Origin of the sequence: Streptomyces sp. NBRC 110028 (assembly GCF_001417735.1) — a bacterium.
In the GTDB taxonomy this organism is placed as follows: domain Bacteria; phylum Actinomycetota; class Actinomycetes; order Streptomycetales; family Streptomycetaceae; genus Streptomyces.
The window spans coordinates 515,769-529,818 of sequence record NZ_BBUZ01000025.1; the positions used below are offsets into that span (position 1 = coordinate 515,769).

Below are 14,050 nucleotides of genomic sequence, written 5' to 3' on the forward strand. Positions count from 1 at the left end.
AAGGTCCACACCCCCGGCGGCGTGGTGGACGCGCCGTGGGTCGGGAAGACCCCAAGAGGAGAGGACCGGCCGCATCCGTACGTGGTCCGCGCCGAGCTGGACCGCGACGACCCGAGCCACCTGTTCGTGTCGTACGCCGGGGTGACCCGGCGGGTGCCGGCCGGGGAGTTCATCGAACTGGTGGCGAACGACCCGGAGCTGCTGAGTCACGACTCGCCCGTCGCCGTCTTCCTGGCCATCTCCGAACTGGACCGGCTCGCCCCCGACCTGGCGCAGAACCTGTCCCAGCGCATCGGCCGGGGGGTGTACTCCACGGAGTTCCTCCTCGGGAATCACACGGTCGACGGGGCGCCCGGCCCGGTGTTCTCCCTGCGCCCCTCGCCCGAGACCGGGGAGGTCCCCACGGCGGCCTCCCTGCGCCTGTCCACCCCCCGCCCGCTGGACTCCGTCAGCACGCACTTGCCGGAGGTGCTCCCGCCGGTCGAGGCCAGCACCCCCGGCTCCTCGCGCCGCAACGGCCGCGGCACCACCGCGACCCTGGACCCCGGCGCCCCGGTGCCCGGTCTCGGCGCCCCGGTGCCCGGTCTCGGCGGGCCGGTGCCGGGCCTTGAGGACCCGGCGCCCGGCCTCACCGCCGTCGTCGCCGAGGTCCCTCCGCCCACGACGCCGCCTCCGCCCCCGCCGCCCTCCCCCCTCGGGCCCACCCCGCCGCCCGGCCAGAACCCCCGGCCGAAGCCGGCCGGGGTGCAGATCGACGACGAGCTGGAGGAGCGCCGCCGGCCGCGCATCGACACCGAGATGCTGCCGCCGCCCCAGGTGCACCGGCCCAGCAGGTTCACCGACGACAGCCAAATGCCGGGCTACGTCGACGGCTTCCTGGCGTTCCCCGGCGACGAGTCCGACGACACCGCCATGCCCATCGCCTTCGGGCAGAGCGACGTCTACATCCGCGACTGGGAGCGGATCACGGAGCACATCGACACCGAGATGGCCGGGCACGGCCCGGAGACGGCCTCGGGCGAGGAGCCGTCGATGCGCCACCGGGTGCGTGGCGGCGGTATCGACGAGTCCGTCTTCCGCCGGATGCAGCGCGCGATGCGGGAACGCCCGCAGACCTTCGCCGGGGACGGCCGCGAGTTCGTGTACCGCACCGAGTCGGGGCGGCTGCGCAAGCTGCACATCAGGGTGCGCAACTACGGTGAGTGGACCAAGTTCACCGACGGCGCCGCACCGACCAAGGTGGACAACGCCTACCGCGCCCAGGCCAGCATCGGCGGTTCCAAGACGGTCGGCCAGACCCGCCAGCTGGCCCCGACGGCGCCGCTCGGGCCGCAGTCGACCATCGTCTCCGCGTTCGGCCGGGTCGGCATCCGGCTGGGCCGCATCCGCGAGGTCACCTACTCCACCCAGGACCAGATCCTGAGCGTGGGCGAGACCCGCCAGTGGGACCCCTCGCACCCGTACCTGGACGACGCGTACATCGAGGTGCGCATCACCGACGCCGAGCAGCCGCGCCCGGCCAAGCGGGGCGTCCTCGGCACCCGCTGGCGGTCCCGGCCGGCCTTTGAGGCGGCGCCGGACGTGGAGTTCGCCTTCGGAGTGCACCACGGGCTCAAGGCACGGCTCCCCGAGGGCGTGACCACGGAGTCCACGCTCCGCCGGACCCCCACGACGCTGCGGCTGGGGCCCGAGTCCGACTACCGGCTCGTCATCACCGAGGACTTCGGCCCGGTCGCGCGGATCCGCGACTGGGCGGTGGAGCGGATCGGCGCCGAACCGGACTCCTCGGCCTACCGGGAGCTGGACCGGTTCCTCTCCTCCCGGAACTTCCACCAGCTCGCCGGGCGGCTGTCCCGGTCCTCGGTGCCGGGCAAGCCGCTGTTCGCCGACGACAAGAAGCGCACCCCGCTGGGCGCCTTCGTCATCGAGCGGGTGGTCCCGGGGCGTGCCGTGCTGGCCTCGGAGACCGACAAGGCGGAGCTGCGGGACTCGGCCTTCCTGACGGTGCAGAACACCCGCAAGCAGACCAAGGCGATCGCCAAGGACTTCTCCCTGGTCGTCGGGCCCACGTTCAACCTGCCGACGTTCGGCCTCCAGAACGTCATCTCCGACTGGATGAACCGGATCAAGCCCCGCTTCCAGATCGGCCCCAGCCTGCGCCTCGGGCACACCCGGGGCCGCTCGGCGATGACCGGCGGCTCGGGGGCGGTCCGCTCGGTCGGCCGGGCCAAGAACGTCACCTCCGACCTGTACCGGGTCGAGAAGACCGTCTGGATCCGCAAGACCGGGGACGCGCACGCGACGCCGTTCACCACCTGGAGCCTGGACCGGATGACGCGCACCGAGGCGCGCCGCCTGGCCGGGATGGAGGACGAGAACACCTTCGGCGCCACGGAGCCGTACGCCCCCGCCTACCTCACCGAGGACCGGCCGCCGACCCTCGGCATGGCCCGGCCGGTGCAGTTCCTCTACGCCAACGGCCGGTACAGCCGCAGGTTCGCGGCGGGCGAGGACACCTCCGCCGAGACCGCCCTCCGGCCCATCGCCGAAGACAGCGGCACCGGCACCGGCACTGACACAGGCACAGGCACCGGCAATGACAGCGGCACCGACAGCGGCACCGGTACCGCTGTCTCGGAGAGCGCTCAGGTCACCTTCGCCGAGCGCAACCGGCTCGACTCGTTCAGCCGGCAGGTGCTGACCGCCGTCGCCCGCAAGTACCCCACGATGGTCGCCCGGCTGGAGGACCTCGGGACCCCGGACGACCCGAGGTGGCGCGACCACGCGCACTACCAGATGGTCCTGCACAACACGCTGACCGTGATCAACGCGATCTCGCACCACAGCATGGCCGGCAACCTGGAGGCGATGAGCCGGACCGGCATCCGCATCGGCCTGGTCAACCCCGGCCGGTTCACCCGCGGTTACTACCACATCTGGATCGACGCGGAGCTGACCAACCGCACCTATGTGTCCCCCACGGACACCATCCTGCGCCACAGCGCGCCCGGCGCCATGGCCCTGGACGAGAGCCAGTACGGGGCCCAGGGGGCCGAGCTGGGCTTCGAGGCGATGGCGTCGCTGCGGGACACCGCCGTCGACGACATCGGGTTCCCCACCCACGCCCTGACCGGGCAGCTCGGCTATCAGGCGGGCTGGCAGGCCCGCGACGAGTCCGGCTACGGCGGGACCGCCACGTTCGACCAGTTGGCGGTCAGCACCAAGCCGGGCAACCTCTACTCCTACGACCTGTCCCTCAGCGTGAGCACCGGCGGCTACTGGCGGCCCCGGAGCCTGCTGCGCGGCCTGGTCAGCTTCGGCATCCTCGGCACCTCCGTCTTCGTCCGCGGCCCCAAGGGCCGGGGCGACATCATCGGCGGCAACGCCGAGGTCCCGGCCGTCCGGGGCAAGGTGCTGCTGAGCGTCCCGTCCGAGCACTCCCCGAAGACCGACCCGCACGCGCCGGGCGCCGACAACCCGTACCTGGACCCGAACCCGGTCACCCGCACCCCGATGACCCGCGACGAGGCCAGGCGGCTGATCGACTCCTCGGCCGAGGACGGCCGGGACCCCGGGCCGCTGGACGGGCTGCCCCACCAGACCCTGTCGGTGGTGGCCGACACGACGTCCCCGGGCATCGTGGACCGGGTCCTGGCCAAGGCGTCCCACAACAAGTGGCAGCTGACCCGGGTCGGCGCCCCCGCGCACGACGCCGCCGTACGACCGCAGCAGCCGCAGTTCCTGACGGCCAACGTCGACCAGAACGCGAGCGCGACCGGATCGCACACCACGGGCCTGTTCGGCAAGGGTCCCTATCTCGACTGGCTGGCCACCGTCGTTCACCGGATGCGGGTCACCAACCTGCGCGCGCTGACCGAGCCGCAGCCGATGGAGACCGAGCTGACGGTCGGCGGCAGCAACAAGGCGTCGGGGGTGCAGAGCAAGTCCTTCACCCAGTCGGCCGGTTTCACCGCCGTCTACGGCCACTCCCACCAGCACGGCCAGGGCGTGACCGGCAGCTACGGCATGGTCTGGCGGCCGTGGTGGCGCAGCCGGGGCTCCAGCGGGACCATCACCCGCACGGTCACCTCGGACATCAACCGGGTCGACCAGGGCCACCAGGTGCTCACCACCGGCGACGCCGAGCACGAGGTGGCCGCCGAGACGCACTCCTCCGGTGTGCTCTCGCCGCTGGGCACGGTGGTGCGCACACTGCGCGACTGGGCGGGGGAGCGGCAGGTCATCAAGGGCGGCTGGCTGGGCCACCTGCCCGAGCGGGTCGCCCACCGGCTCGGCCTGATCCGGGGCGACGACCTCGGCGGGGGCCCGTCGTACACCCGCCGAGGCTGGCTCCAGCCCCGGTGGTTCCGCAAGGCCCCGTTCGCCACGTACCCGGTCAACTCCCTGGACACCTCGAAGGTCGTGGAGGAGTTCGAGCGGCGGCTGAACGACCTGGCCATCGACGACCAGAGCCGGGAGGCCATCCACCGTCTGACCTCGGCCCGGGTCACCCGCGCGCTGCGCCGGGAGATGGCGGGCAGGGGCGCCGGGGTGACCGCCCGCATCGGCGGCCCCGGCTGGAAGCGGGTCCGGATCGGCGGGCGGAACGTACGCATCCGTGTCCAGCTCGAACCCGTGGGCGAGCAGCGGTTCGTCCAGCTGTGGCCGCGCACCGAACTGGAGGACCACCGCTGGGCGGTGGAGAGCCACAGCGACGCCTTCCCCTCCGGGCGGGGCAGTGACGCCGGAACCCTGGTCAACGAGGGCGTCCACACCGGCGACGCCCATGTGCCGGTGGCGGGCCCGTCGATGGCCGAGACCGGCTCCAACCGGCAGAACGTCTCCGCGACCGACGCCCGCGTCCGGGGCCGGCTGTGGAGCACGTACACCAGCGAGCCGCACGCCGAGTACGCCACCCGCTACCGGCTGCGCATCACCATGGAGATGGGCCGGAAGAGGGGGGACGAGCCCCGGCGCCCGGAGAGCCGCCGGATCGAGCACAGCGGGGACGTCGGCATCCAGCGCGAGATCGTCCCGCTCAGCCTGATGCGGCCGGACACCGCGCCGGGCGCCCCGGCGGACGGGCCCGACCCGCTGGCGCCGGCGGAGATCGCCGACGAGGCGGCCGCGGTGAACGTCCTCACCGGGGACGACTCCCCGGTGAGGGCGGACAGCGACATCACCGGGGTCTTCGACTCCTGGCGCGCCGTCACCCTGCCCGACGGGACGCAGGGCCCGTTCATCCCGCCCAGGAACGGCTTCCACGTCCGCAACATCGTCGGCGCCGAGAACATCCTGGCGGCGAGCACCATCGCGCTGGGCAAGGCGTACGACAACCGGCTCGCCGCCCTCTCGGGCCGGCTGACCGGGGAGGCGCTGGAGCGGGCCCTGCGCACCGCCCGGATCACCCCGCTGACCGCCGAGGGCACCGGCTCCGCGCAGGTGCTGGAGGACTCCCACGGCTCCGGCGCGCTCTCCGCGTTCTTCGAACACGCCTCGGGCAACAGCGGCTACGAGACCGCCGGCCTGGTCGAGAACGGCATCGCGGACCGCTCCGAGGGAGCACTGCGGGTGTTCTCCCGGCCGGACTTCGCCGGTGCGCAGCTGCTGGCGGTGGCCGACGGCGCCCGGATGGAGTCCTCTGTCCGGGCCACCCAGAGCGACAACGCGACCGCCTCCCAGGGCGGCGACCACAACACCGTCTTCGGCGGCGCGCCCGCCCTGAAGTCGGACACCGTCGGCGCGGCGAACCCGGGCGCCTCCGGCACCGGCGCCGACACCTCCGACAGCGACGGGCGGGTGATCGCGGGCGATCAGGCCCGCCAGGTGAACGTCAAGCCCAGCACGGGCCGGGTGTTCGCGTTCGCCGTCCCCACCGCCTGGCTGAGCGTGGCCGAGGTCCAGCGGCAGCTGAAGGACTCGCCGTTGAGCGACTGGGTCCGCAAGCACCTGATGGGCTCGCTCGGCGTCAAGCCGGGCCCGCAGACCGTCGAGTCGCAGACCCACGTGCTGGCCTGGGTGCGCGAGGACGTCGCCCGCCAGCTCGGGCTGATCACCGACGACAACTTCCCCGAGTCGGTCGCCACGGCGTGGACCAAGGTCAAGGACGCGGCGAAGACGTGGGCCGACGAGGACGCGAAGTACTGGGAGCTGCGCCGGGACCTCCCCGATCTGCGGGAGGCCGCCGCCGCCGCCATGGTGGCCCGCTCGGTGGCCCGGCGGCAGCGCCGGGAGGCCGAGGCCGCCGCGGGAGCGGAGTTCGCGGCGGCGCGGCGGGACTTCGCGGCGGCGATGGCGGCGGCCGACGCGGCGCTGGAGCAGGCCCCCGGAGACTTCCCGGCCCCGGTGGCCGACGCGCTGCGGTCCGCCACGGAACTGGCCGCACAGGAGCTGCTGACGTACCAGACCGCCCTGCTGCACACCTTGACGGACACCGACACGCCCGCGCGGCGCGCCGCCGCCGAGGCCCGGCTCGCGAGCGCGGGGAAGGCGCTGGCCGAGGCGGACGCCCTGGTCGCCGGCATCCGCCGCCGGGAACGCGACCGGATGGCGGCGGCGGCGCGGCAGGACTTCGACCGCCGTACGGCCGCGGCGGAGGAGAGCCTGGCCGGCGCGCGGGACGCGGCCCACGCGGCGGCCCAGGCGTTCCGGGCGGCGACGCGCGCCGTGGAGGCGCGCGTCGCGGAGGCGCGGAGCCAGGAGCGCAAGGCCGAGGACGCGGCGGACGCTCTCCACCACCTGCGCGCCCAGACCGACCGGCTCACCCGCTGGCACCGGCTGCCCGAGGACCCGCCCAGCGGCGAGGAGGGCGCGGTCCCGACCCGCGCCGGACTGCCCGAGCCGCAGGTGACGGACTGGGAGCCGGGGAAGACCGGGCGGACGGAGAACCCGGTCAGGCACTCCGCCCGGCCGAAGGCGGCGAAGGCGCCCGAGCTGGATTCCATCGCCGAGGAGCCGACGACGGATCGGGCCGGGAGGCCGCGGACCCGCCGCAGCCCAAGGGCGCCGCGGACGCCGGTGCTGGAGTCCATCGCCGAGGAGACGCCGGAGGAGCTGTCCGGGGGCGAGACCCCGGAGCCGGACACCGACGGCACGGACACGGAGCGGCGGGAGGACACCCGGGAGGAGACGTTCCGGGAGGAGCCCGCGACGTCCGGCACACCGCCCCGGTACACCGAGGTGACCGCGCTCGGCGACGGCGCGCTCGCGCTGAAGTCCCCCGAGGGGACCACCCACCGGCTGCTGGACGTCCCCGCGGACAACTCGTTCTACCGCGCGTTCCAGCGCGTGCTGCCCGCGGCCCGCGTCGGGTCCGACGGCACCGCGCTGGACGCCGCCGGCCTGCGCGACGCCTTCGCGGACGCGGTGGAGGGGCTGGAGGAGGACTCGCCGCTGCTGGCGTACTTCTCCCCGGACGAGACGGACACCTTCACCTCCGCCGAACTGGACGCCGCCGCCCTGGACCTGGGCACGGACACCCCGCAGCGCCGCGAGTTCGACGCCCTCGGCGTGATCCCGCACTCGGCGGGCGACCGGCCCACCCCCGACCGCCGCTACCGGCCGCTGACCCCCGCGCAGCGCCGCGCGCTCGCCGCCGCCCAGCTCCGGCGCGCCGCCGACGCCACGCACGACACCGGCTGGAACCACAGCGTCGCCGACGTGCTCCCCGTGCTCGCGGCCCGGATGTACGGGGTGGGCGTGCGCGTCGTCCGCGACGACGGCACGTACCAGGACTACTCGCCCCACCCCGACCGCCCGCTGCGCGCCGACGCCGAGCGCGTCGTGCTGTACCTGGCGGACCGGCACTTCCGCGCCGTGGAGGCGGCCGCCGTGGCCGAGGGCCCGCCCCCGCCGCCGAAGCCCGAGCCCCCGGTGGACGACTCACTGCTGACCGCCCACGCCACCCGCCCGTGGACCTGGGAGGGCCTGGCGGACGAGGTCTACGCGGACCAGCCGAAGTACGACGCGGCCACCGACGTCCGTACGCTGACCGACCCCGACGGCTACGCCTACGACCTGGTCCAGCCGCAGGTCGGCGACGGAAACCAGTTCTACAACGCGGTCGCCGTCGCGCTGGGCGCGGATCCCCGGGGCGGCCGCGGATACGAGGTGGTCGACGAACTGACCGAACTCATGGACACCGTGCCGCTGCCGCGGAACGTCCGGCTCGACCCCCGGGCCACGTTCACCGAGGACGAGCTGTACGAGGCCGGGTTCCGCCCGCTGGGCCCCGAGCTGCGCCGGGAGTTCGAACGCGGCGGCGGCCGGCTGCCCGAGTCCCTCCCGCCGCTGCCCGGCTGGGTGCGGCAGGGACTGGTCCGCGCGCATCTGCGGGCCTCCCGCCGCTGGAACCGGGAGACGGCCCTGCTCGCGGCCCGGCTGGTGGCCGAGCACCTGGACCTGCACGTCACCTACGTGCACGAGAACGGCACGATCGACACCTTCGGCACCGCGTCCGCCGACGAGGACAACGCCATCGTCCTGTACGAGCGCGGCGGCAGCTTCCTCGCGGCGACGCCCCGCGGCCCCCGCAACCCGCGTGGCCCCTGGAACTTCCGCACCACCCGGCCTGCCCCGACCCCGCCCACCCGGCCCGCCCCGGTCCCGCCGGTGGCCGTCCTGCCCCCGGCCGGGCCGCCCGGCGGCAAGGGCGCGCCGAAGCTCCCGCCCGCCGGCCGGGGACGGCCGCTGCCCGTCAACGACGGCCTGCCGTTCGGCCTGGACACCCCGCCGGCCGGCACCGGCGGCCGGACCGACGGCCGGCAGCGGTCCCTGGTCCGCCCCGGTGACCTGCGGGACGCCCTGGACCGGCTGGACACGCTGCGGGCGGGCGTACCCGAACTCGCGGACGGCCCGCTGGACATGGACGCGCTCGCCCGCCATGTGCTGCTGCTGGACGACGACACGCCCGTCACCGGGGCGCACCGGGACGACCTGCTGCGCATCGCCCTGGCCCCGGAGACGGCCGCCGCGCCCAGCCTCGCGGTGCTGGCCGGGTTCGGTCTGGCGGAGCGCGGGGCGACCGCCGTCCGGGACTTCGGTTACGACGTGGACGCCTTCGCCGCCCGCGTCCTGCACCTGGCCGCGCCCGACCCGGCCCGGCGCCGGGAACTGGTGCGGCTGCTGGAGCGCGCGGGGCGCGTCGGTGTCGACCTGGACCAGAGCGTGCGGCTGGGCGCGTTCCGCCTGGCGGTCGGGGGCATGCTGGCCCCGGAGCGGGTCATCCGGCGCCCCGACGGCTCGACGGTGGGCCGCGACGGGGACCAGCGCCTCGGCGCCCTCGGCGTCGACCTGAGCGAGATCACCCTCGTCGCGTTCGGGCCCGACGGGAGGCCCACCTTCGACACCACCGAAGCGGCGCCCTGGGACCGGCCGGAGGGCCCGGAGCCCTGGGTGATCCGGGCCCACGGCCCGCTGGGCGAGGGGCTGCTGTCCGGCCGCGTCCCCGTGGAGGACTTCGCCCACCTGCTCTCCATCGACCCCCAGCGCCCGGCGGGCGGCGAGGTCGTCATCCTGCTGCCGCGCAGCGCCCCCGCCACGGCGGGACCAGCCGTGGAGCGGCTGCTGGACGCGGTTTCGCGGAGCACGGGCACGAAGGCGTACACCGCGTACGGCACGGTGGACTTCTTCACCGACGCCGACGGCCGGACCACGATCGCCCTGGGCCCCGGCCCGGACGGCCGGCCGCGTACCGCCGCCGACTTCGTCTTCGCCGGCCGGAGCGCCGGCGGCCCCCGGCCCCGTCCGCGGGCCGGGGCCAAGCGGAAGTCCCGGCCGTTCGCCGTGGTGGCGCCCGCCAAGCGGCAGCACACGGGGGAACCGTCCACGCTGCCCGCGGCTCCGGCTCCGGCGCTGCTGACGGACGGGACACCCCCCGGGGCACCGTCCGAGGGGCTGACTCCTCCGCCACCGCCCCGGACGCCGATCATGATGTCCCCGGTGGACGGAACCACGGGCTGGGCCCGCGGGCGGCGGCTGCCGGTGGCCAGGGACGGCTCCTGCCTGCTGCACGCCTTCCTGGCGAGCGACCCGCTGCTCGTCCGCGACAGCCTGCCCGGCCTGGCCGCCGACGCCCGGTCCACCGCCGACCGGGACGCCCACGCCTGGCTGTCGGACCCGGCGCTGGTCCGCGCCGACCTGGCGCGCGGCGGCGTGCCCGGCAGCTCGGACCGCCATGTCCTCGCCGCCATGCGGCGGTTCGTCGCCGACCACCTGACCGCGAACCGGGAACGGCTGCCCGTCGAGATCGCCCTGCAGTACCGCCACTCGGTGACCGGCGGATGGGCCGCGGCCGTGGACCGGATGGACGAGACCGAGCTGGTGACCCGGCTGACCGAGCTGGGCGTCCCCGTGCCGGACCAGCACCGGTTCCCCATCCCGGCGCAACTGCGCGGCGAGCTGCGCGACCTGGTCGTCCGCCACACCCCCCTGGATGACCGGGAGCTGGCCGGGCTGCGCGACGCGGTCCTGGACTGGGACAACCGCTGGAACTCCGACATCGGCGACGCCTTCCCCCACCTGCTGGCCCATGCCTTCGACACCCGGATCGACATCGCCTGGTTCAACCGGCGGGCCGACGGGCGGACGACCCTGCGCGGCATGCGGCGCGGGATCGGGCCCGCGAGCGCCGCCTGGGAGATCGAGCTGTTCTACAGCAACGAGGTCGGCGCGACCGGACGCCCCGTGGGAGGCACCGAGCACTACGAGGGCAGCGACGCCACCCCCCGGTTCGCCCCCGCCACGACCCCCGCCGGCCGCACCCCCGCCGGCCCGTCCACGGAGCCCGGCCCCTCCACCGGCCGGCCGGAGACGGGCCCCGGCGCCACCTACAGCGGGCGTCCCCCCGCATCCGGCGGCACCCACAGGCCCGGACGCGGCCGGACGGATCGCAACCGGCCCGGGACCCACGGACTCAGGTCATGGTGGGGTTCCTGGAGACGGTCCGGCAGGCCACGGAGCCACGGCCGGCCCCAACCGCCCGTGCCCACGGCCCAGCTCACGCCCGAAGAACTGGTCGCCCGGACCGAGCTGGCCAGGCTGCGGTCGGCCGACCCCGAACTGCGCCACGGCCCGCTGGACATGGACCGGCTGGCCCGCCGCGTCCTGCTGCTCACCCCCGAGGAGCGGGTGACCGGCGAGCGGCGCGCCCAGCTGTTCCGGCTGGCGTCGTCGGCCGATGCCCAGCGCGTGACGAGCCTGGACGGCCTGAGCGCGCTGTACCTCATGGACCGGGGCGCTTTCGACGACCGCTTCCGCATCACCGATGCCCAGGGCCGCCCGCGGGGCATCGACTGGACCGGGAGCCGGATCCCGGCCGATCTCGACCTGAGCACCACCGCCGTGATGGTCCGCCGGGACCAGGGCAGCACCGTCGACGACATCCGGCCGGCGCCGTGGGCCTCCGGGCCGGGCCGCCCCGGCCCCTACCTCCTCGCCACGTCCGGCGAGCACCAGTTCCTGGTCCGGGGCCGCGCGGGATTCCAGCGCCATGTGCCGTTCGAGGTGTTCAACGAGCTGATGGCCCTCGACCCGGTCCTGACCGCCCTCCCGGGGGATGTCCCGGTGACCCTGGTGGTCCCCGGCTTCGGCCGTACCGCCGCCTGGCCCCGGAGGTTCGCCGCCCGGAACCACCGCGCCGTGGTGTCCACCAGCGGCGTCCCGGCGGTGGTGGTCCTTCCGGGCCGGCCCGGTCACCGGGCGCTCGGCCTGCTGGACGAGGAGGGGCGGCCCCGGGGCGACTTCTTCATCTCCCGGCCCGGGCCGGTGCCTCCGGGTTCCGAGACGGACGACTGGGTGGGGGACGCGGACATCTTCCCCATTCCCGACGCCGAGGGCTTGGTGACGGGCTTCGTCTCGGTCGACCTCGGCGCCGACCCCGACGGCGGCTGGCTCCGGCTCCTGACGGCCTCGCGGCTGCCGACGGTGACCGCGCTCGTCACCTACAACGCCCAGCTCGATGAGTTCAGCGCGCCGCGGAACGTGCCCTGGCCGCCCGACGGGACGGTCTTCACCGGCCAGCACGGCTTCCCGGGCGGCGCCTTGTGGGCCACGAGGGACGGGGCCCGGCCGTTGAGCGGCCGTGAGTACGCCCGCGCCCTGGTCCGCTGGTCCTCCCTGGCGCAGGTGTCGCCGCACCGCCCCCGGGCGCTGATGGTCTGCTTCTCCGCGGCGCGGCCGGGCATCGGCGGCGTCGTCGCGGACGGACAGTTCGACGGTCCGCTGCCGTTCGTCCCCGATCCGCTCGCCGTGGTCGCCGCGGCACAGGACGCGTCCAACGATATCGGGGCGACGGTGTACGGGTCCCGCTATCGCATCGCCACCGCGACGATGGCGGACGGCACCCGGGCCGTCTCCCTGTGGACCAACGTCCGCGGCGAGGGCGCCGCGCTGGTGAAGTTCCGTCCGGAGCCGCGAGGCGCCGCGCTCGACGGACGGGCCCGGATGGCCGGGCTCCGCACCGGCCCCGTGTCCCCCAAGACGCGCCACCGGGCGCTGCGGCTGGTGCGTGCGCTGCGCGAGACCTTCCACGACCCGGACGTGGACGAGCGGACGGAGTACCCGGACCTGCTCAGGGGCATCGGCGCGCTGGAGCGCATGCGCGAGCGCGACCGGGTCCTCGACCGCGCCGGAAACCGCGAGTTCACCCTGGACCTGCTGTACCGGGTGGTGCGCGAGTTCCGGCCGGGCCGCCCCGATATGCGCCCCGGTGGCCCCGAGCACGTCCAGGAGGTGCTGGCCCTGGCCGACGCCGCGTGGCAGGCCATGCCGGGCCGCCCCCTCGGCAGTTTCGTCACGCTGCCCCACCTGATCACCGCGCTGAACCGGCTGCCCGCGGCGGGTACGCCCGCCGCCGAGGCCATGGCCCGGAACGTCCTGGGGACCCGGGCCGGGCAGCCGGTGGGCGAGGCGGAACTGTCCAGGCTGGTGTGGGCCGAGGTCAAGCTGCTGGAACTGCTGGACACCGTCGACGACCGCGCGGGGTTCGCCGCCGGCATCCTGCACCTCGACCGCCCCGACCCCGCGCGGTTCGACGACGCGGTCGCGCTGGCGCGCAGGGCGATCGCCGCGGGCCGCCACTCCCTTCCCGAGATAGCCGCCGACGACCTGGAGAGCCGGGGCGCTCTGTCGGACCTCACGCTCGGGAGGAACGCCGCGGGCGCGGCCAACGGCCGTGACCTGAGCCACGGCTCCGCCGTGCTGGACGGCGACTTCGACGCCAGTGTCGTCACCCTGGTGGATTACGCGCCCGACGGGTCGCTCATCGAGATCGGCACGGTCCCCGCCCCCTGGTACCGACCGGACCTTCCGCCCCCGTTCCTGTACGTCTTCGACGGCGGCTTCCTGGGCGCGCCGGTGCCACGGCAGGAGTTCGGCGAACTGGTCTTCCGTGACCGCGTACTGCACCGCGCGCCCCGGAACGCCGCCATCCTCCTGGTGGCGGACGGCGCCCGGCCCCCGGCCGGCGCGCCTCTCCTCGGAAGCCTCCCGGGGGAGGGCGCCCGGAACTCGGGCCGCGGGGTCTGGGCCACGTACGGCCGGACCGGGATCCACCGCCGGCCGGGGTCCCGGACGTTCACCGTCTACGCGGCGCCGGACGCGTCGGGGCGTCGGCCCCTGCCGTTCGACTGGGGCTTCATCAGGCCGCGGGACCTCACGCCGGCCACCCCGCGGCCCACCTTGGCGCCGCCGCCCGGGGGCGGCCTGCCGCCCACCTACGGCATCGGCAGCGGGACGCCGGGCGCCGTGGAGCCCGCCGGCGCCCCGGCCGCGTCTGTCGAGGGCGACGACGCCACCGTCACGCCGCTCCCGGACGACAGCCGTGACGACAGCGTTCAGGAGGCCGGGATCCTCGCGCTCGCCCGGGACGAGCACACCCAGGCGCTGGCACTCCTCACCGAGGCCACGGAAGCCGCCGAGGCGGCCGGGGCCACCGGCCCGGACGCCCCGGAGCGCGCCGCCGCTCCGGAGCGCGCCGCCGCCGCGGAGCGGCTGGAGGACGCCCTGGCGCGGCTGGAGGACGCCGTAACCCTGCTGTACGACCTCGGCGTGC

The 14,050-nt window shown here is 75.3% G+C and carries 1 protein-coding gene (running past both ends of the window); it reads left to right on the forward strand.

This entire window lies inside a single protein-coding gene on the forward strand: locus tag ASC60_RS14750, encoding a lonely Cys domain-containing protein. The 72,429-nt coding sequence extends 12,429 nt beyond the window's left edge and 45,950 nt beyond its right edge, so the window shows coding positions 12,430-26,479 (codon 4,144, complete, through codon 8,827, partial); the first codon wholly inside the window starts at position 1. The start codon and the stop codon both lie outside this window.